This is a genomic window from Fontibacter flavus, from assembly GCF_042432905.1.
In the GTDB taxonomy this organism is placed as follows: Bacteria; Bacteroidota; Bacteroidia; order Cytophagales; family Cyclobacteriaceae; genus Fontibacter; species Fontibacter flavus.
This window is the reverse complement of sequence record NZ_JBHLWI010000040.1, coordinates 23547-44249: the sequence shown is the minus strand read 5'-3', so window position 1 is coordinate 44249 and position 20703 is coordinate 23547. Positions and strand designations below refer to the sequence as shown.

15 protein-coding genes are annotated in these 20703 nt (G+C 41.9%); 7 read left to right on the top strand and 8 right to left on the bottom strand.

Features of this window, described 5'->3' with window-relative positions:
• Positions 1 to 1296, top strand: coding sequence for an acetyl-CoA hydrolase/transferase family protein (locus ACFFIP_RS14685; RefSeq protein WP_382388445.1), 1296 nt, complete (start codon positions 1 to 3; stop codon positions 1294 to 1296).
• Positions 1297 to 1353: 57 nt separating this feature from the next.
• Entirely contained in the window at positions 1354 to 3498 is a 2145-nt protein-coding gene (locus tag ACFFIP_RS14680) for a glycoside hydrolase family 97 protein (RefSeq protein ID WP_382388444.1), read from the top strand.
• Positions 3499 to 3595: 97 nt separating this feature from the next.
• Here ACFFIP_RS14680 and ACFFIP_RS14675 read toward each other — a convergent pair whose 3' ends face one another.
• Positions 3596 to 4423: an aminotransferase class IV gene (locus ACFFIP_RS14675; protein ID WP_382388443.1), complete on the bottom strand. Its 828-nt coding sequence runs from the start codon at positions 4421 to 4423 to the stop codon at positions 3596 to 3598.
• A 166-nt stretch (positions 4424 to 4589) separates the two neighbouring features.
• Between ACFFIP_RS14675 and sdaAB the strand changes: the two genes are divergently transcribed.
• The 3 genes from sdaAB to ACFFIP_RS14660 are packed head-to-tail and all read left to right on the top strand — an operon-like array spanning position 4590 to position 7937.
• The gene (sdaAB, locus tag ACFFIP_RS14670) at positions 4590 to 5267 is read left to right on the top strand and encodes an L-serine ammonia-lyase, iron-sulfur-dependent subunit beta (protein WP_382388442.1); all 678 of its coding nucleotides are present in this window, start codon (positions 4590 to 4592) and stop codon (positions 5265 to 5267) included.
• Positions 5268 to 5270: 3 nt separating this feature from the next.
• Entirely contained in the window at positions 5271 to 6614 is a 1344-nt protein-coding gene (locus ACFFIP_RS14665) for a TolC family protein (RefSeq protein WP_382388441.1), read from the top strand.
• 15 nt (positions 6615 to 6629) lie between these two features.
• Positions 6630 to 7937 (top strand): efflux RND transporter periplasmic adaptor subunit, encoded by a 1308-nt coding sequence (locus ACFFIP_RS14660; RefSeq protein ID WP_382388440.1) that lies wholly within the window; start codon positions 6630 to 6632, stop codon positions 7935 to 7937.
• 413 nt (positions 7938 to 8350) lie between these two features.
• Here the strand turns inward: ACFFIP_RS14660 and ACFFIP_RS14655 are convergent, their stop codons facing one another.
• The 3 genes from ACFFIP_RS14655 to accC are packed head-to-tail and all read right to left on the bottom strand — an operon-like array spanning position 8351 to position 11732.
• The gene (locus tag ACFFIP_RS14655) at positions 8351 to 8932 is read right to left on the bottom strand and encodes a Maf family nucleotide pyrophosphatase (protein ID WP_382388439.1); all 582 of its coding nucleotides are present in this window, start codon (positions 8930 to 8932) and stop codon (positions 8351 to 8353) included.
• Positions 8929 to 10230 carry a DUF1015 domain-containing protein gene (locus ACFFIP_RS14650; protein WP_382388438.1) on the bottom strand — a complete coding sequence of 434 codons (1302 nt, stop codon included), beginning with the start codon at positions 10228 to 10230 and terminating at the stop codon, positions 8929 to 8931. The genes ACFFIP_RS14655 and ACFFIP_RS14650 overlap by 4 nt, the downstream gene beginning before the upstream one ends.
• Positions 10230 to 11732: an acetyl-CoA carboxylase biotin carboxylase subunit gene (gene accC, locus ACFFIP_RS14645; RefSeq protein WP_382388437.1), complete on the bottom strand. Its 1503-nt coding sequence runs from the start codon at positions 11730 to 11732 to the stop codon at positions 10230 to 10232. The genes ACFFIP_RS14650 and accC overlap by 1 nt, the downstream gene beginning before the upstream one ends.
• 185 nt (positions 11733 to 11917) lie before the next feature.
• Here accC and ACFFIP_RS14640 point away from each other — a divergent pair, with 185 nt between their 5' ends.
• On the top strand, positions 11918 to 13168 hold the full coding sequence (locus ACFFIP_RS14640; RefSeq protein ID WP_382388516.1) for an aminotransferase class I/II-fold pyridoxal phosphate-dependent enzyme: 1251 nt from the start codon (positions 11918 to 11920) through the stop codon (positions 13166 to 13168).
• Positions 13169 to 13269: 101 nt separating this feature from the next.
• Positions 13270 to 13446, top strand: coding sequence for a BF3379 family histone-like protein (locus ACFFIP_RS14635; protein ID WP_382388436.1), 177 nt, complete (start codon positions 13270 to 13272; stop codon positions 13444 to 13446).
• 238 nt (positions 13447 to 13684) lie between these two features.
• Here the strand turns inward: ACFFIP_RS14635 and ACFFIP_RS14630 are convergent, their stop codons facing one another.
• The 4 genes from ACFFIP_RS14630 to ACFFIP_RS14615 all read right to left on the bottom strand — a co-directional run bounded on the left by ACFFIP_RS14630 (position 13685) and on the right by ACFFIP_RS14615 (position 20116).
• Complete coding sequence (locus tag ACFFIP_RS14630; protein WP_382388435.1) at positions 13685 to 15547, bottom strand: M1 family metallopeptidase; 1863 nt, start codon at positions 15545 to 15547, stop codon at positions 13685 to 13687.
• A 252-nt stretch (positions 15548 to 15799) separates the two neighbouring features.
• Positions 15800 to 17725, bottom strand: a complete 1926-nt coding sequence (locus tag ACFFIP_RS14625) for a polysaccharide biosynthesis protein (protein WP_382388434.1) — start codon at positions 17723 to 17725, stop codon at positions 15800 to 15802.
• 120 nt (positions 17726 to 17845) lie between these two features.
• The gene (locus tag ACFFIP_RS14620) at positions 17846 to 18454 is read right to left on the bottom strand and encodes an acetyltransferase (protein WP_382388433.1); all 609 of its coding nucleotides are present in this window, start codon (positions 18452 to 18454) and stop codon (positions 17846 to 17848) included.
• A gap of 492 nt (positions 18455 to 18946) precedes the next feature.
• Positions 18947 to 20116, bottom strand: coding sequence for an ATP-binding protein (locus tag ACFFIP_RS14615; RefSeq protein WP_382388432.1), 1170 nt, complete (start codon positions 20114 to 20116; stop codon positions 18947 to 18949).
• Positions 20117 to 20703: the final 587 nt, after the last annotated feature.

The window sequence follows — 20703 nt, the reverse complement described above, 5'->3', positions numbered from 1 at the left end:
ATGCATTACCACTATGTCAGGGCTGAAGAAGCTGTCAAATTGATCAAAAGCCATCAACGGGTATTCATCCATGGCAGTGCCGCTACACCTACTTACCTCATCCAGGAATTGGCAAAAAGAAAAGATGAACTCAGACAGGTTGAGATTGTCAGCATTTCCACTTTCGGCCCAATGCCTTTGGCTGCTGAAGATTGCAAAGAAAGTTTTTTCATCAACACCTTTTTTGTCTCCCAAAATGTCAGGAAGGCGGTCAATTCTGAACAAGGGGACTACATCCCGGTATTCCTCAGTGAAATCGGACAGGTATTCAAGCGTAAGATTCTCCCTTTGGATGTAGCCATTGTACAGGTATCAGAACCAGACTCCCATGGCTTTTGCTCCTTGGGTATTTCTGTAGATATCGCCAAAGCAGCTGTGGACAGTGCCAATGTGGTCATCGCCCAAGTCAATCACCGCATGCCACGCACCCATGGTGATGGACATATCCATTTTAGCCGATTTGATGCTGCTGTATTTGTGGACCAACCTTTACATGAAGTGAATTATGCAGAGAAAGTCGGGGATTCTGAAACCAAAATCGGAAATTTTATTGCAGAAATGGTGGAAGATAGATCCACCCTGCAGTTAGGGGTTGGCGCAATTCCTGATGCAGTTTTGACAGCTTTGAAACACCACAAAGACCTGGGCATCCACACCGAAATGTTCTCCAATGGGATCATTGATTTATTGGAATCAGGTGCCATTACGAATGCCTACAAAAAAAAGCATAAAGGTAAAATCCTGACCTCCTTTGCTGTCGGTGACAAAAAACTATATGACACCATTCATGACAATCCGCTTTTCACCTTTCAGGAAGCTGAATATGTCAATGATTCCGCCATCATCAGGAAGAATCCAAAAATGGTCTCTATCAACAGTTGTCTGGAAGTGGACCTTACCGGACAGGTTTGTGCTGATTCACTAGGAAGTTATCAATATTCAGGTGTTGGAGGACAGATGGATTTTATGAGAGGCGCTTCACTTTCCGAAGGTGGAAAACCCATTCTTGCCTTAAGTTCAGCTACAAAAAAAGGACAGAGCAAAATTGTACCTTTCCTAAAAGAAGGAGCCGGAGTGGTTACCACAAGGGCCCACGTCCACTATGTGGTTACGGAATACGGCGTCGCTTATCTTTATGGCAAAAACCTCAAGCAGCGTGCTATTGCCCTCATGAACATTGCCCACCCTGATCACCGGGAAGACCTGGACAGAGCTATCCATCAACGATTTGGAGGTGGCGTTTTCAGTGGGATCTAATTACCCCTTGCATTTCATTAAAAGTTAAAAGAGTATTCAAACTATAATTTCAAACCTATGAAAAAACTATTTTTATCAACTTTAATCTTAATTTTTTGGGCATTTGGAGTATTCGCTCAAACATTGAAATCCCCAAATGGACTTCTTGAATTAAATTTTGAACTCAAAGAAGGCATACCCTACTATGAGCTAAATTACAAAAACAAGGAAGTTCTCCTGCCCAGCAAATTGGGATTGCAACTGAAAAACCAAAACTCCTTTTTGGAAGGATTTGAATCCAGTCATGCCGAATATGGGACATTTGATGAAACCTGGGAACCTGTCTGGGGTGAAGAGAAAAGCATCCGCAACCATTACAATGAGATGTTGGTGACTTTGCAGCAGGATGATGCCCATCAAAAAAGGATACTGAGTATCAGATTCAGGCTTTTTGATGATGGCCTGGGTTTCCGATATGAATTTCCTGCCCAACCCAACCTCGCCCATTTCGTCATCAAAGAGGAAAAAACCCAGTTTGCGATGACCGGGGACCATAAGGCTTTTTGGATAGCTGGGGATTACGATACGCAGGAATATGACTATACGGAATCCAGGTTATCTGAAATCAGGAACCTGATGGAGCAGGCTATCACGGCCAATGTATCACAGACTTCCTTTTCTCCTACGGGTGTACAAACTGCCCTGATGATGAAAACTGATGATGGACTTTACATCAACCTGCATGAAGCTGCATTGGTCAATTACTCCACTATGCATCTCAATCTGGATGACAAAAAAATGATTTTTGAATCCTGGCTGACTCCAGATGCCATAGGGGACAAAGGATACCTACAAGCACCAGGACAAACACCTTGGCGAACAGTAATTGTGTCAGATGATGCACGGGAAATTTTAGCTTCCAGGATTACCTACAACCTCAATGAACCGAGTAAAATTGAAGATACTTCCTGGATCAGGCCGATGAAATATGTGGGTGTTTGGTGGGAAATGATCACAGGAAAAAGCTCATGGGCATATACCAATGATTTCGCAGCAGTAGCATTGGAAGCCACAGATTTTAAGAAAGCAAAACCCAATGGAATTCACGGTGCAACCACTGAAAATGTCAGAAAATACATAGACTTTGCTGCACAACATGGATTTGATGGAGTTTTGGTGGAAGGCTGGAACATTGGCTGGGAAGACTGGTTTGGCAATTCTAAAGATTATGTGTTTGATTTTGTCACCCCATACCCCGACTTTGACCTGGAATGGATCAGGGATTATGCCCAAAGTAAGGGAGTGGAAATGATCATGCACCATGAAACCTCTGCTTCAGTCAGAAACTATGAAAGACATTTGGACAGGGCATATCAATTTATGAAAGACAATGGTTACAATGCTGTGAAAAGTGGCTACGTGGGCGACATACTGCCGAGAGGAGAAAACCATTATTCACAATGGCTGGTCAATCATTATCAATATGCTTTAGAAAAAGCAGCCGAATACCAGGTCATGGTCAATGCTCATGAAGCTGTCCGGCCAACGGGAATTGCCCGTACTTACCCGAACCTGATCGCCAATGAGTCGGCAAGGGGAACAGAATACCAGGCATTTGGAGGTTCTAAACCCAATCATGTGACCGTTCTGCCATTTACCAGACAGATCGGTGGACCAATGGATTATACCCCGGGTATCTTTGAAATGGACATCAGCAAAATCAATCCTGATAACGATTCCTGGGTCAACAGCACCCTTGCCAATCAACTGGCCTTATATGTCACCATGTATAGCCCCTTGCAAATGGCTGCCGATTTACCGGAAAATTACGAGAGATTCCCTGACGCTTTTCAATTTATAAAAGATGTCGCCATTGATTGGGATATCAGCCACTATCTGGAAGCTGAACCAGGTTATTACCTGACCATTGCCAGAAAGGCAAAAGGGAAAAACGAATGGTTTGTCGGAAATGTCAACGGTAACGCTTCAAGAATTTCTGAAATAGCTTTTGATTTCCTGGAACCTGGCAAAACCTATGTGGCTACAATCTATGCAGACCACCAAGATGCCCATTATAAAAACAATCCTCAGGCCTATACCATCAAAAAAGTAGCTGTGACCCATAAATCCAAACTCAGACAATTATCCGCTCCCGGTGGCGGATATGCGATCAGTATCAGAGAAGCTTCGAAAGAGGATGTCAGGGGTTTGAAAAAGCTATAATTTGATTTAATATAAAAGGAACATTGAACCTCCTTCTTTGTGTCTCTTTCACTTTACTTCTCACTTTATGCAAGTGAAGTGAAAGAGGCGTTATTATTTATACCTTAAGTGCTTCAAAAACACTCTCCAGTCTAAGATCAAGATTTGTATCAAATTTTCTCCCCTCAATCTCCCCAACATAACTTATACCTGTCACATTTGTGGTCATCACTTTCTCTGCTGACAATAAATCAATGGGCAAAAACTCCCCCTCCACGATATTTTCACCAGAGGACTTCAAATGTGATATCACATTTTTTCTGCCAACACCGGCAATACAGGAAGATCGAAGAGATGGTGTATAATACACCCCATCTTTTTTCCAAAAAATATTGGAAGAGCCGGCTTCAGAGACAATTCCTTCCGTATTCAATAAAATTACTTCATCCATGCCCTTTTGCTGTCTTTCCCGATTGGCCATCACATAAGTCAAAGCACTCAATGTTTTGCAATGACTCCATGGAGACCTCGGAATGTTTATGTTTTCGCTCAAATAGGCGCTTTTTTTTATGATTGGAGCCTTTTGCATCTTTTGGATCTGCAGATTCTCCTGTGTGGTATTTTGGATGGGTGTATATTTTCCTCTTCCCTCTCTGAACACATTCCACCTCACCCTCAAAACAGAATTTTCACAATAATACTGTTGCAAACAACTTTCAATTTCCTGTATCGAAGAAAGATTGTCTTTTTCTATACCCAATTGTTTCAAACCTTCCAATAACCTTGCTTCGTGGTCCTGAGAGAACCGTATTTTACCATGGATAAACACCATAGTTTCAAATAAGCCGTCGCCAAAAAGAAAGCCCCTGTTTTGAATCATAGGTTCTTCAGGCGACCAGATTTCCCCATCATGTTTATACAATAAAACTGTATTAATATCGGACATAGGACTGTTCATATTTGCACACTTCGGACATTCATCTGTAGTAGAATTTTTAAAAATAATGAAAAGCATGTTATTTTAACCTAAAAATTGGACGAAAGCGGTAAAAAGTATACCCTACACCGAAATTGTTATTACTTTAGCACATTAATTGAATTCAAAATAAAAAATGGGCGCAAAAAGCAGTGTTTTTGACATGATCGGACCGGTGATGATCGGCCCCTCTTCTTCTCATACCGCGGGTGTGGTGAGAATAGCCCGGGCTGCAATCAGGGTTTTGGGAGGAATTCCAGACGAGGCTACGATTACCTTTTACAATTCTTTTGCAAGGACTTATGAGGGACATGGCAGTGACAAAGCCATATTAGGTGGACTACTTGACCTGAAAACGGATGATGCTGGTATCAAAAAGGCCTTTGAACTGGCCCAAGAAAAAGGCTTGAAGTACACCTTCAAATCCATTGGAAATGCATCAATCTACCACCCTAATACCATTAGGCTTAACCTGAAAAAAGCAGATGAAAAAGTTGAAGTCATTGGGGAAAGTTTAGGCGGTGGCTTAATCAATATAGCTGAAATAGATGGGTTTAATGCCAATTTCTCAGCTCAAATGCACACCTTGATCATCAAGGCAGATGATGTTTCTGGAGCTATTGCCTTCATTTCCAGCGTCATTGCGCAAGAAAAAACCAATATTGCCACTATGTCCGTGTCCAGAAAAGGTAAAAATGACCTGGCCTGCCATGTCATTGAAATGGATTCCGGTATCCGATCGATAACCATTGAGTACTTGAAGAGTTTACCCTGGGTCAAACAATTGAAATATATTCCAGATATTGATTTATAAACTATGAAGCACATTTTAACCTTAGGATTTTTATTGCTCCTTACCTTTTCTTTTCAGTCCCATGCGCAGGAAATCAATATCCAGCAAATGGACCTGCAAACCTGCATCGATATTGCGCTGGAGAATAACCTGACCCTTCAACGAAGTCAGGTCAATCTCGCCACTCAGGAAGCCAACCTGATCGGAAATCAAGGCCAAAGGATCCCTACCCTCTCCACAGGAGCCAGTACAGGCTACAGATGGGGTAGGTCAATCAACCCGGTAACCAACTTGTTTGAAAACAACAGAATAGGGAACGTCAACGTCTTCGGTAATGCCAATGTGACCTTATTTGCAGGGCAGCAGATCAGCAATTCGATTAAACAAAACAAGACAGACATTGAAGCAGCCAAATTCAATGTCAAAGCGACTGAAAACAATATCACACTGAATGTCATCAACCTGTTTATCAATGTGGTATTTGCCAAAGAGCAGTTGAAGATCGCAGAAAACCAATTGGCCACTACAAAGGAACAACTGACCGTCACTACCAAATTGGTGGACGCCGGCTCTTTACCTTTGGCCAACAAACTGGATATTCAGGCACAAAATGCAACCAACGAGCTGGAAGTAATCAATGCTTCCAATACTTTGAGAATTGCCAAATTGAACCTTTCGCAAGCAATGCAATTGCCGTTCAACGAAAATATGGATGTGGTCACACCCGAACTTTCTCCTGAAAACATTGCCCTGACCGACAGGGGCGTTGATGAAATTTTTGAGGTGGCCCTCGAACTGATGCCTGAAATCAAAGCAGCCGAACTGGGCATTGAAAGTGCAGAAATGGGTGTACGAATCGCCAAAGGTGGCTATATGCCGACCTTAGGCATCGGTGCAAGCGCATTTTCTAACTATATAGACCAGTTTTTCATGGGTGAAAGACAAGCTTTTACGACTCAATTGAAAAACAACTTCTCCAATTCTGCCAACATGCAGCTGAACATCCCTATCCTTTCCAATTTCAGGAACAGGGCAAATGTCCAAAGGGCAAGGTTACAGAAAAGACTGAGTGAAATTCAGGATGTAGAAACCAAAAATCAGCTGAGACAGGATATAGAAAGTGCTTATACCAATGCCAACGCAGCAAGACAATCCTATCAGGCTTCCCTCATCAGGGTATCTTCCCTAGAAGAGTCTTTCCGCATCGCGCAACAAAGATTTGACGCCGGCGCTATCAATTTTGCCGATTACCAATTGGCCCAAAACAATTTCTTCAATGCACAGGCAGATCTGGTTACTTCAAAATATACTTACATATTCAGAGTCAAGGTTCTGGATTTTTACTTAGGAAACCCTCTTAAATTATAATTTACCCATATCAACATGGCCAAGAAAAAATCAAACAAGCTGATTTATATCCTTTTGGGAATTTTAGGTGCAATTATCCTTTTTGCCATCATCGGAAAATCAGCAGGATGGATCGGTGGACAGAAAGAAGTTACTGTCGAAACCAAAAAAGCTGCAAAAGTTTCCATCACCGAGAAAGTAAGTGCTTCAGGTGTGGTAGAACCTGAAATTGAAGTCAAACTCAGCCCGGATGTAGCGGGTGAAATCATCGAACTAAATGTTATTGAAGGTGATTCTGTCAAAGTTGGGGACCTTTTGGTGAAAATCCGTCCTGACAACTTCATTTCCGCATTGGATAGGGCACGTGCCAACCTGAATCAGAATCAGGCCAATGTCGCACAGTCCAAAGCGAACCTAAAAAGATCAGAAGCACAATTTGTACGGGCAGAACTCGAATTCAAAAGAAACGAAAAGCTCTATAAAGACAAGGTAATCTCTGATGCGGATTGGGAACAGGTTCAATCAACTTTCCTGACGGCACAAAATGATCTTGAAGCAGCCAAGCAATCTGTCTTGGCTGCTGAATACATTGTCAAGAGTTCTCAGGCTACAGTCAGTGAAGCGGCTGAAAACTTAAGGTTGACCAATGTGTATTCTCCTGTTAACGGCGTAGTATCCAAACTTTTGGTGGAAAAAGGTGAAAGGGTGGTCGGTACCCAACAGATGGCTGGTACAGAAATGCTAAGGTTGGCAGACTTATCCAAAATGGAAGTCAGGGTCAATGTGAATGAAAATGACATCATCCGAATCAATTTGGGCGATGAGACGATCATAGATGTGGATTCTTATTCTTCCTCCGGTAAAAAATTCAAAGGAGTGGTGACCTCGATTGCCAATTCAGCCAATACCAAGGCAAGTCCTGATGCGGTAACAGAATTTGAAGTAAAAATCAGGATTCTGAACGAATCTTATGAAGACCTGATCACAGAAAGAAACAAATATCCTTTCAGACCAGGCATGACCGCCAGTGTGGATATCATTACCCAGAAAAAAGACAATGTCCTGGCTATACCACTTGCTGCGGTGACCACTAGGGAAGACCAAATGACCGACAGCGCTGACGGTTCTACCAAAGCAAAAGAGTTGGTTTTTGTAATCGAAGACGGTAAGGCAAAAATGATCACCGTCAAAACAGGCATTTCTGATTTTGACAATATTGAAATCCTAGAAGGTATCAGTGAAGGACAAGAGGTGATCTCAGGACCATATTTTGTAGTGAGTAAAGAACTGAAGGAAGATGCCCTGGTCAAGGTGTCCAATCCAACAGAAACAGATAAAAAATAAGGGATTCAAATCCCAATGATAAAAAACCTTTGAGGTCTTTGTGCTTGGCATATAAGATCTCAAAGGTTTTATTTTTTCTCCGATAACTGGTTCACTTCCCACAACCAACTTCGGACATCCGACTTCAAACATCCAACATCCCCCTTCTCACCGGTCCTTCAGACCTCTCGTTCATCTTGGCGGTACCTTTTTCCTAGGGCTTCACCCTAGGCTGTAACAGAGCGGCCCTTCAGGCCTTTGCGGAAATCCACCTTTCCTCAATGAAACCTTAACACCTCAACTCCTAAATGGTTCAAAATTCCGACACCCCACTTCGGACATCGGACATCCCACTTAATGAAACCCTTAATCCCTTAACTTCTGAATGGTTCAACACTTCCGACATCGGTCATCCAACTTCCGACATCCCACTTTCAAACATCCCACAAACTCAACTCCTCATACACCAAGTGCACCGGAAGGCCCATTACACTGTAAAAAGAACCCTCCATTTTCTGTACGCCTATATAGCCAATCCATTCCTGTATACCATAGGCACCGGCTTTGTCAAAGGGTAAAAAATTATCGATATAATAATCTATCTCTTGTTCAGAAAGCACTTTGAAAGTCACTTTCGCCAAATCCTGCCTGGTGACCGTTTTACTTTTGGAATACAGCGTTATTCCAGTGATCACCTGATGTTCTTTACCTGATAATCCCCTGAGCATCCCTTCTGCTTCTTCTTTATTGGAAGGCTTGCCCAAAATCTGTCCATCCAGAATCACAACCGTATCTGAAGTCAAGACGATTTCATTATCGGAAATTTCCCTAGCAAATGCCTTGGCTTTTTTCCCCGAAAGGAAACTGGCTACCTGTTCCACAGGCATATCCTCTGGAAAATCCTCTGGAGTGTCTTTAGCCCTGACTTCAAAATCAAGCACCAAACCCTTCAGCAGTTCATACCTTCTGGGAGATTTGGAGGCCAGTATCAATTTTTTTTCACCGAGTTGGATCATGGACGAAATACTTGGTAAGGAAATGAAAACTCTGACTCTTCCACTGAGGCAAATAAAAGCCCCGAGAGCGTTTTTGGATAGAAATAGGTGGATTTTTGAGGCATGGTATAACCACTTTTACAGACATCCAGCACTTGATTCATGGAAATATCCTTGGTAATGACTGCACAATCCGCTTTCCCTTCTTCTACAGCACCCAAACAGCGGTGTAGGTTTCTTTCATAATCTATATTCTCCGAAAAGCGTTGCTCTTGCATAGGAATCCCCAATACTTTATCAATAAAAAAATAATGCAATACCATCAAATCTACTGTTTTGAGTACCTCTGGGATTTCCACAGCCATCTCCTTAATCTTTTCCGGAATCAACCTGATTTTATAGGCATTCTTGGCAAATACCAATCCAAATGCCCATTGTTTTTGCAATATCAACTCTGAAATTTCCTCCACATCATGAAGCTTTTTGACCACAAACCAGGATGCAGATTTTTCCAGTATTTGTTCCTCGCTCAACCCAATCCCCGAAAAAATCCTATGTGTAGGCAATATCCTCAGGTTTTTGCTCAGGGCATTGGTGAAATACATCATATGGTAATTATAACCTTCTTCCCCAGTATGCTCAGGGTTGGCTTCAGACATGGCTTTTCTGTAGGCAATCGCCCCTTCATAACGATGATGCCCATCAGCCAAAATGATCTGCTTTTCTCCAATCACTTCCAAAAACTTGCGGATTGTAGGCACATCATGAATAACGCCCAGCACCTCTCTTACACCCTGATAATCTTCCAAGTCATAGATGGGATTTGCAATCGCAGCATCCATATATGGCTCCAATTGATACAAAGGATCTTCATATAGGCCATGGGTAGGACTGGATTGAAATTGGGTAGCATGTAATAAAGATGTTCGGTCATTTACCGCTTTGGCGATGGTATTCTCATGACGCAGGACCATATTTTCATCCCAATCATAGGCTTTGATCTGTGCGATAAAGCCCTTACGGCAAGACTCTACATCCTGTCCTGGAAACTTAAAATACTGATAGTACACATATATCCCAGGAATCTGATCCTGCACGATAACTTGTTGCTGCTTCCACTCTTCCAACAACCTTTGGGCATGGAGGGCAGGTTCATCTCCTTTGGGAACTGATAGGTGTATACTGTTCAAAGGATTCGCATAAAGAGCCTCCCTTTGTTTGGCTGACACCACATCAAACAAAGGAGAGGTCAGTTCTTCGATACGTTGGGTATATTGCTCGTGGTACCGCCAGGCTTTGATCGGTAAGATTTCTGCCATCAAATCAGTCTGTTTTTCCAATTAGTCCTTGGATTTGGCGTTCCATTTTGACCTGAAACCCGCTTCAAAGTGAATTTATTGATTTCATACAGGTCAACCGCCAAACTGGCCAACAATTCCATTTCCGATTCTTCCCACTGAATTTCCAGTTTTTCGGGAGTGAAATATCTCTCTACAAATTTGGTGTCAAAATCACCACTGACGAAAGCTTCATGCTCCAGTACAAACTTACAGAAGCCCAAAGTAGTCTCAATCCCGGTTATCTGATAATCATCAATTGCCCTGATCATCCTTTGGATAGCTTTTTCACGGCTTGCGTCATGGGTGATCAATTTGGCAATCATCGGATCATAATAAATCGGTATATCCATGCCTTCTTCGAAGCCATCATCCACCCTGACACCAGGTCCCTGAGGACGTCGGTAGGTGACCAGCTTCCCAATGTCTGGAAGGAAGTTGTTCTTAGGATCTTCTGCATAGACACGTACTTCGATGGAATGACCGTTGATGCTCAGTTCATCCTGCGTAAAAGAAAGCGGATTGCCTTCAGCGATCAAAATCTGCTCTTTCACCAAATCCTTTCCCGTGATCATTTCTGTCACCGGATGTTCTACCTGCAATCGGGTATTCATTTCCAGGAAATAGAAATCAAGGTTCTCATCTACAATAAACTCGACCGTTCCAGCACCATAGTAGTTACAGGCCTTGGCTACTTTGACTGCAGCTTCCCCCATGGCTTTGCGCATCTCCGGTGAAACCACTGCTGAAGGCGCTTCTTCTATCACTTTCTGGTGACGTCTCTGAACAGAGCATTCCCTTTCAAAAAGGTGTACGATATTGCCATGGGTATCCCCCAATACCTGGATTTCAATATGTCTCGGTGAGGTGATGAACTTTTCAATAAAAACAGCACCATCTCCAAATGCTGATTGGGCTTCAGAAATAGCCCTTTGCATCTGTTCTTCAAATTCAGCCTCATACTTCACGATCCTCATGCCTTTACCACCACCACCTGCACTGGCTTTAATCAGAATTGGGTAACCAATTTCTTCAGCTTTGATTTTGGCTGCAGGAATATCCACAATGGCTTCATCTGTACCCGGAACCATTGGAATATCGTATTTGGCCACAGCATTCTTAGCTGCAAGTTTGCTCCCCATTACTTCTATGGCTTCAGGCGATGGACCTACAAAAATGATCCCCGCATCCGTTACCTTTTTGGCAAAAGTGGCATTCTCAGACAAGAAGCCATAGCCTGGATGTATGGCATCTACGCCCAATTCCTGACAAGCCTCAATAATCTTATCTGCGAGCAGGTAAGATTGATTGGAGGGAGGTGGGCCAAGGCATACTGCCTCATCTGCAAATTTGACATGAGGCGCATTTCTGTCTGCCTCACTATATACTGCTACTGTCTTGATGCCCATTTCTTTGGCAGTTCTCATAATTCTGAGACTGATCTCGCCACGGTTGGCAACCAAAAGCTTATTGATCTTACGCATATTCAGGGTTTATTTCTGTAAAAAAAGCCTTAACCCACGAAGTAAAGAAAATAAAATGAGTTAGAGAAAGAAATTCTGAAAAGGTGCCTGATTTTTGCAAGGATGGACAAATTGTATTACTTTTGGCCGATTTTAAAGCTTTTGCTAAAAGATCAAAACAGTGTAAAACCAAACGACTTAAGACATTGGACTTATTCGAAAAACTACATACCAATCTTGGCCCATTGGGCAAGCATTCGGAGCTTTCTGAAGGTTACTTTATGTTCCCTAAACTGGAAGGCGATATCGCTCCACGTATGAAATTCAAAGGCAGGGAAGTGTTGACCTGGAGCTTAAACAACTACCTTGGGCTTGCCAACCACCCTGAAGTACGAAAGGCAGATGCGGAAGCTGCAGCCAAATGGGGGGCTGCGTATCCTATGGGTGCAAGAATGATGTCAGGACAAACAGACCTTCATGAGCAACTGGAAAACGAGCTTGCGGAGTTTGTTGGTAAAGAAAGTGCATACTTGTTGAACTACGGCTATCAGGGTATCATGTCCGCTATCGATGCTTTATTGGACAGAAAAGATGTAGTGGTATATGATAGCGAATGCCATGCTTGTATCATCGATGCCTTGAGAATGCATTTGGGAAAAAGATACGTATTCCCCCATAACGATATCGAAAACTGCGAAAAGCAGCTGCAAAGAGCTGTGAAATTGGCCGAAGAAACAGGAGGTGGTATCCTGGTAATTACTGAAGGCGTATTTGGAATGACCGGTGACCAAGGCAAATTGGCCGAGATCGTGAAGCTAAAAGAAAAGTATCCCTTCAGACTTTTGGTGGATGATGCACATGGATTTGGTACCATGGGTAAGACAGGTGCCGGAACAGGTGAAGAGCAGGGTGTTCAGGATCAGATCGACCTTTACTTCTCGACTTTTGCCAAGTCCATGGCTTCTATCGGTGCTTTCATTGCAGGTGATGCGAATGTAATCCGTTATTTGAAATACAATATGCGTTCTCAGATCTTCGCAAAGTCCCTTCCAATGCTATTGGTAGAGGGTGCTTTGAAAAGATTGGAACTATTGAGGTCCCAACCCGAGCTGAAGGACAACTTATGGAAAATCGTCAATGCCCTGAAAAATGGCTTGATTGAAAAAGGTTTCAGCATAGGCAAATCCAACTCCCCTGTAACACCTGTAGTCTTGAACGGCACAGTTGGCGAAGCAGCTACTTTGAGCAAAGATTTGAGAGAAACTTACAATATCTTCTGTTCAGTGGTGATTTATCCGGTAGTTCCAAAAGGAATGATCATTTTGAGATTGATCCCAACTGCTGTACATACCCTTGAAGATGTGGCTGAAACCATTGCTGCATTTGAGGCGATCAAGGAAAAACTCACTAGTGGTCAGTACAGATCTTCTGAGTTGGCCATGTCCTTCGGTGAATAAAAAATCGCGAAAAAACGCTTGCAATTGTTGTTTTATAAACATTTTGACTATATTCAACGAAAAATTAAACTTATCATCAACCTAAAAATTAACTTTTAATTATGAACAGATTTGAAGAAATTAAAAATCTTGTAATGGGTCTTGAAGGTGACTTTGACAAATTCTACAGCAAAGGCAATCAAGCAGCTGGTACCAGAGTTAGAAAAGGTATGCAGGACCTTAAGACTTTGGCTCAGGACATCCGTAAGGAAGTTCAGGACAAGAAAAATGCTGGATGATCTAAACAGAGCTAGAAATAAAAAAGGTGGTCAAATCGGCCACCTTTTTTATTTTGGAGATTTTTTTAAATAATTATCGATAGCAACGTTCATTGTCAATCGCATCGGAAATACCTATCGGTTGACAAGCCAGGTTAATGAGGACAGCAACCAATCCCATCGGGATTGCCTATTGGTACAAAAAAAAAATCGCGATTGGCAAAACACCAACCGCGATTCATTTATTAATGATCAACTTTTATTTCTGCGGTAATTCCAAACTCACCTCAAATTTATTGTTTGCTCTTTCCACATCCGCCAATCGCATGCTTGGATCTATCTCCACACTTCTCACATCTCCGATCGGTCTGGAAAGCATTACTTCTTTGGTATAATTGGTCCACGGCCATTTCACGGTCATCGCTCTTGAAGGCTGTCCTGCCTCCTCCGGCTTCTCACCCCTCATAATGACCATAGGCAAATAAATGGACTCCTGAGAACCATCCTGATAGGTGACCACCACATCCAACGGCATAGGCATCATGCCAATTCTTTCCAAGGTGATTTTGGTCTGATTACCCTCTGCCTCCACACTCTTGACACCATAATCAATGGTCTTGGTAGAAGCAATAAAATAATCATAATACCAGTCCAGCTCTAATCCTGATGTTTTTTCCATAATTCTGATCACATCATGACCTGTCGGATGCTTAAACTTCCAATCATTCCACATCCTCTTCATTCCTTTTCTGAAATTCTCCTCACCCATGATGTAGGATAATTGCTCCACGAAAACAGCCCCTTTGGTGTAGGTCGCCGCGCCATAGGCAGAATTTCGGTTATAATGGTCTGCATGGGTAGTCAACGGCTCCTCAAAACCTGATTGTGCCAAACGGAAATATGAACGGTAATTTCCTTCCTGGATAAAACCTTCGTTCTTCTCAAATACGGCATTCATCACCACGTCTGTTCCCCAAGTAGTAAAACCCTCATCTAACCAAGGTTCAGAAGCCTCATTGAAGCCCAGCACACCATAATACCACATATGGATCAGTTCGTGCACCGTCACCCCTACCAAGCTTCTAAGGTTTCTATGACCTGTAATCAAAGTAGCCATCGGGTATTCCATACCGCCGTCGCCTCCTTGGATCACTGAAAACTGTTTGTAAGGATACTCACCGAAATTATCACTTATATACTTGATGGCATCAACAGTATAACCCTTTAATTTCGACCAGTTTTCTTCCGTTTTCTCACTTTTCACATATAGAAAATGAACCATGGTTCCATTGTCCATTTTCACCTTCTCATGGGTGTACTTCGGATCGGCTGCCCAGACAAAATCATGAACACCTGGCGCATAAAAATGCCAAGTCAGGGTATTCCCTTTTGGCGAAGGTACTTTGACCCCGGCATCTTCATATCCATGGCCAATTTCATTGGCATTGCGCAAATATCCGGTCCCCCCCAAAGTATAACTTTTATCAATGGTGATTTTCACATCAAAATCCCCAAAATTGCCATAAAACTCACGCCCTATATAAGGATTGGCGTGCCAGCCACGGGAGTCATAAGCAGCCATTTTAGGATACCATTGAGCCATGGAATAACGCACACCTTCAGCATTGTCACGACCAGCCCTTCGCACCTGTAAAGGCACCTGTCCTTCAAACTCCATGTCGAAAATAACTGTCTGCCCAGGCAGAATTGGCTCATCCAGGTTCACTTCCAAGATGGTTTCTTCATGGACAAAATCAACCGCCTTACCGTTTAAGCTCAAAGCATTCACTTTCAGGATACCGATTTCCTCGGGCTTAAGGTTAAAGATCCTGTCTCCTACCCTACGGTCAGGATCAGCAATGGTCCTAGACCTGACATCCATCATGCTATTCGGCTGAAAAGCATTGTAAAAAAGGTGGTAGAATGCCTGTTGTAAGGTGTCAGGAGAATTATTGGTGTAATGAAGTTTTTGTGTTCCTTTATACTGGTTCTTGACCACATCCATGGTCACATCCATTTCATATTTGACCTTTTGTTGCCAACGGGCAGTTTGGGCCTGAAGCGGGGATATCGTCCCCATCATGGCCAATATGCAGGCCATTAACCCTAATCTCTTTAGCATATCGTTACTATTTGGTATTTGATGGAAAAATAAGCTAAAAACTCAGTGTACCCAAACCAACAGTGGAATTATTAAGCGATCATTCGATCTTTCCACTTTTTAATGAAAAAAACCCAATAACAAAACAAGAGGTTTAATTTCACTTCAATATCAAGGTTAGGTAAAAAAAAATCCAGCCCATAAAAACATGAAGGGCTGGATATCAGTAAATTCAAATGAAAATGCGATGTAGAATTGCTTAAAGCACCAAAATCAATTGACTAACCTATCCTCTTTATCAAGTTTGGAGAATCTCGAAGCGTTGCTGATAAACTCTGGAACCAAAATTTTCAGATGACTTACCAGTACTTCTTCATCCCCCATTTGCAACAACTCTTTGAAAGCATCCACTTGGTCTTTGACTTTTAAATAATCCTGTGATAGGACCTGGGCAATCTTGATTTTAGGATGATGGGTTCCTAAAACAACTTCATAGTTGTTCAACAATTCCTCATATAATTTTTCTCCTGGTCTCAAACCGGTAAACTCAATTTCAATATCCTCACCCAGCTTTTTACCGGAAAGTTTGATCATTTTTTTGGCCAAATCCAAAATTTTGACTGGCTTACCCATATCAAAAACGTAGATTTCACCCCCATTACCCATTACACCTGCCTCAAGAACGAGCTGACAGGCTTCAGGGATCGTCATAAAATAACGGGTGATTTCCGGATGCGTAATGGTCAAAGGTCCACCGTTCATAAGCTGTTTTTTGAAAAGAGGAATAACAGAACCATTAGATCCCAATACATTCCCAAATCGTGTGGTTATATACTTGGTATGCCCTTGTTTACCCTCATTTGTCAGGTGCTTATCCAAAGCCTGCACATACATCTCTGCGATTCTTTTGGATGCCCCCATCACATTAGTGGGATTGACGGCCTTGTCTGTACTGACCATGACAAATTTCTCCACACCATAAGTATGGGATAAGTCGGCAATCACCTTTGTGCCCAAAATGTTACACTTAACGGCCTCATCTGGAAATGACTCCATCAAGGGAACGTGCTTGTATGCTGCAGCATGGAAAACCATCTCCGGCCTGTATTTTTCGAAGAACTCCTGCATCTTCTTCTTATTGCGGACATCTCCAATTAGCACTTCTCTGGAAACATTCAAGCTAACCTTAGACAACTCCTGTTCAAGTTCATACAAGGCCGATTCCGCCTGGTCCAGCATCAGTAGTTGGGCCGGTTCACAGCGCAACAATTGCCTGGAAAGCTCTGATCCAATAGATCCAGCTGCCCCGGTCACCAAGACGATTTTATCTTTAATCGAATCAACTACATGGTTGTTCCCTAAATTGATTTCTTCCCTACTCAGTAAATCTTCAATCCTGACATCTCGGATATCTTTGGATTTCAACCCGGTTTCAAACCAGTCCTTTGCAGGTGGTATGATTTTGCTCGGTAAACCCAAATCCAAACATGCATCAATGATTTCACGCTGTCGGGCGATAGAAAGGCTGTTGATGGCAATTACCACTTCCTGAACCCCTAATTTATCCACTGCTTTTTTCAGGCCTTCCACACTGTAGAAAATCCGCTTTCCTTCGATAAGCTTTCCCTCTTTTCCTAGATCATCGTCTATGAAAGCTACAGGAATCCACTCAGAATCACTTGTGTTTTTCAATGCATTAAAAGTCAGGATACCTGCCTCTCCTGCTCCATAAATGGCCACTTTTCTGTTGGGCTTTTTATAGCGGTTGTTCATATAATAAAAAATCTCTTTCACCATCAATCGATAACCGATCATCAATGGAAAAGCTAAAGTTGAGGCGATCAATGCTACTGAAAAAGGCAAAAACAAGGTTGAATCATAAAGTCCAAAAGTGCTGTTTGCAAGCTTAACTGACCATAACAACACATTGGTAACGAAAAGCATTTTCATCATATTGGACAGGTCTCCTGTCCCAGTGTGCCTCACAATACCCACATAGGACTTGGAAATCAACATGGCCATCACTGCCAAAACTGTAAAAATCATCACGCTTGGCAGGAATTGAAAACGGTCAATTGTCCCCAACTGAAAGTTGAACCTGACAAAATAAGCAAAGAATGCCGCATGAGATATGATGACAGCGTCAATAAGGATGATCAGCCATCTGGGTACAATTTTCAGACTTTTAAAAAACTCCATTTCCTTTTTAGTCTACGACCTATTCTAAATAATACTTTCAGTTACTTTCAAAAGTGGCATTTGTAAACTGACTTTTCTAGTAGTTGAAAATCAAATCAATTTATTCCCGACAAACAATATTTATTTTTCAACACTCATCAATGGTGGCTGTAACTTGTTACCCACCCATTTGCATCCATCCGGCACATCTTGATGGACTATACTACCCGCACCGATGGTGCACCAATCCCCAATAGTCACGCCTGGCAATATGATCGCATTGGCACCGATCAGCGTTCCATCACCGACTTTAATACCTCCACATAAGGTAGCCTGCGGCGCAATATGCACAAAGCTTCCGATGGTACAATCATGGTCCACAGAAGCACCTGTATTGATGATGACCTGATTGCCCAAGACACAGTTGACCTTCACAATCGCTCCTTCCATGACTACACATCCATCCCCGAGAACAGCCCTCTTAGAGAAAATGGCCGAATCGTGTATGATGTTGGCAAAGCGGACCCTTTTTTCCAACTTTTTGGAAATCAACATCCTTGTCTGATTATCTCCAATAGCGATAAAAAGATCACTTTTAAAAACATAATCATCAGGGATTTTTCCGATAACCGGATATCCCAGGATTTCTTTAACTGATGGATCATCGTCAAAAACACCATGAATTTTCTCGAATGAATCGATCAAATCAATGATAACTCTTCCATGTCCAGACGCCCCGTAGATATACATAACAAAATTTTGTTTAAGGAAATAAATAAATCCATTTCCAGCAAATGTTAATCAAATAGGCGAAAAATATCTCAAAAAAACAAAATTTCACCAATTTAAAATTTACCTCATTTTTTAATAAAAAAAGCCAAAAACACACTTAAAAAACATAATTATATATACCACTTATGAAAGAATGTATTTTTCATGTTTTTTGATTTTTTTTCATTTTTTTCATTTTTTTTGTCGAAGAGGGTAAATCATTGGTCCAAATATAGAAACAATCTCCCTACTGCCCTTTATCCTACCAGTTGTCCTGCCTCTCCTAAAACAGGACTTGCCAGAACTAAAACGTTATCCTGCTTCTCCAGAAGCAGGACTGCTGTTCGGGATTTGCAATCCCGAACCATGATAAAAAGGATTTACAATCCGTACTTTTACTTGATTAAAGAAGAGGCGGATCGCATATCCGCTGCATCGCTTCACGAAATTGCAAAATTCTTGAAGCATAAATCAATACATTAACCCAAAGTGCCAGAGGGGAATTGTTTTGAGGAAACCTGTTTCTATGTCATCTTTGACCACGAATCCCTTGTCAGCATTTTTGATTTGTTTAAGCCCCTTACTTTTACCCCCTACCTCAAAATCTACTCCTTCAATGATGAAATCAGCCAAATCAGAAGCAAACACCTGATGATTTGCCTTCAATTGATTCATAAAAAAGGTCTCCCGCACATTCCCCTTGTTTAGATTTTCCTCTGCAAAACTGTAGACCAGATTAGTATTGTCCAGATACACCTTATCGACCTTTCCCAAACCTCTCAAACCCTCTGTTTGTGCCCTCAACTGCATGATCATTCCCGCTTCTTCCATATACAGCAGATAATCGGCGATGTTATTCCGGCTGATACCTAGCATTTCGGCAATTTTACTCATATTGGGTTTGAAGGGAACACTTTCTGCCACAACTGCCAACAATTGCTTTAATTTCCTTCCCGTTGAAACATTCATTTGGGCATAGCTTGGGATATCTATTTCTAAAGTCTGGTTGACCACCTGCTTAAGTTTTGATCCAAAGTCTTCTTCCCTGGAAAATGGATAATATCCATTTCTCAGATAGTCTTTAAATAAAGGCAAAGGGTGGGGAATTTGAGGAATGCTGACTGTGTGGTCCAATATTTCATCCAAAGCATACCGTGGAACATCCTCCTGATGAAAGAACTTCAGGTATTCCCGGAAGGAAAGACCCTGCATGTAATACACAACAGCCCTTCTGCTTAAGTCAGCACTTCCTTTTTTAATATCAAGAACGGAGGAACCCGTAAATACCAATTTTAATTCCTGATGATAGTCATAAATCAACTTTAGCTCCTTAGACCAGTCAGGGTATTTGTGAATTTCATCAATAAAGAGGTTTTTTCCTCCTGCTTTTACAAAGTCATTGGCGAGATCTGTTAAACGGTTTTTTGCAAAATAGAAATCTTCTGCAGTGACATACAGTGTCTCCCGAGGATTCAAATTGTTTTTAATGTACTGTAAAACCAAGGTGGTTTTACCAACACCTCTCGGCCCGGTTAGCCCGAGCATTCTGTTTTGCCAATTAATCCTGTCATAAGAATAGCGCGTAAAAGCTGTATCCACAGCTCCTATCAACTGATTGGAATATTGAAATAAGGCCTCCATTTGCTTATTAATTAGCAAATATAACAAAAAGCGCACTCATGTAGTGCATTTATGTATATTTTTTGCACTATTGAAGTGCATTATAATAATAAATGGGGAGTGGTAAGTCTAAAATGTAAAGTGAGGAGGTACGATAAACAGTGAACAACTTGTCCGCCGTGTCAGATTTAACGATGACCGAATTATGATTATGTTGTCATGGTTCCACCGTTGTCCTGCTTCTCCAGAAGCTGGACTCAATTCATTTCAAATTAATTTTCTCATCAATCTGAAATTCGTGTCAATCCGCAAGCGTCTGCGTCTAATTCATTTCCTCAAGAAGCCATGATGTTCAAAAAACTTTCAACATACATTGCTGGCTAAAATCATCAAAAATTATTTTTTGGCATTGAAGTAATTCAGTCTAGATTGACCAAAATTGCCACAAAGCGGCAATTTCTTATCAACCTGCCTTAGAAGAAAAATAGAGTTATTTCCTTTAGTCACTTTTTGCCTTGATGCAAAAAGTAACCAAAAAAATCAAGCGCAATGATCCTTCCTCGCAAAAGGCCTACGCCGGCCCGGCATTGCGCTTCCTCCCCGCCCTT

Coding starts and splice junctions, on each gene's coding strand:
- ACFFIP_RS14685 (WP_382388445.1), top strand. CDS start 1: ATGCATTACCACTATGTCAGGGCTGAAGAAGCTGTCAAATTGATCAAA.
- ACFFIP_RS14680 (WP_382388444.1), top strand. CDS start 1,354: ATGAAAAAACTATTTTTATCAACTTTAATCTTAATTTTTTGGGCATTT.
- ACFFIP_RS14675 (WP_382388443.1), bottom strand. CDS start 4,423: ATGTCCGATATTAATACAGTTTTATTGTATAAACATGATGGGGAAATC.
- sdaAB (WP_382388442.1), top strand. CDS start 4,590: ATGGGCGCAAAAAGCAGTGTTTTTGACATGATCGGACCGGTGATGATC.
- ACFFIP_RS14665 (WP_382388441.1), top strand. CDS start 5,271: ATGAAGCACATTTTAACCTTAGGATTTTTATTGCTCCTTACCTTTTCT.
- ACFFIP_RS14660 (WP_382388440.1), top strand. CDS start 6,630: ATGGCCAAGAAAAAATCAAACAAGCTGATTTATATCCTTTTGGGAATT.
- ACFFIP_RS14655 (WP_382388439.1), bottom strand. CDS start 8,932: ATGATCCAACTCGGTGAAAAAAAATTGATACTGGCCTCCAAATCTCCC.
- ACFFIP_RS14650 (WP_382388438.1), bottom strand. CDS start 10,230: ATGGCAGAAATCTTACCGATCAAAGCCTGGCGGTACCACGAGCAATAT.
- accC (WP_382388437.1), bottom strand. CDS start 11,732: ATGCGTAAGATCAATAAGCTTTTGGTTGCCAACCGTGGCGAGATCAGT.
- ACFFIP_RS14635 (WP_382388436.1), top strand. CDS start 13,270: ATGAACAGATTTGAAGAAATTAAAAATCTTGTAATGGGTCTTGAAGGT.
- ACFFIP_RS14630 (WP_382388435.1), bottom strand. CDS start 15,547: ATGCTAAAGAGATTAGGGTTAATGGCCTGCATATTGGCCATGATGGGG.
- ACFFIP_RS14625 (WP_382388434.1), bottom strand. CDS start 17,725: ATGGAGTTTTTTAAAAGTCTGAAAATTGTACCCAGATGGCTGATCATC.
- ACFFIP_RS14620 (WP_382388433.1), bottom strand. CDS start 18,454: ATGTATATCTACGGGGCGTCTGGACATGGAAGAGTTATCATTGATTTG.
- ACFFIP_RS14615 (WP_382388432.1), bottom strand. CDS start 20,116: ATGGAGGCCTTATTTCAATATTCCAATCAGTTGATAGGAGCTGTGGAT.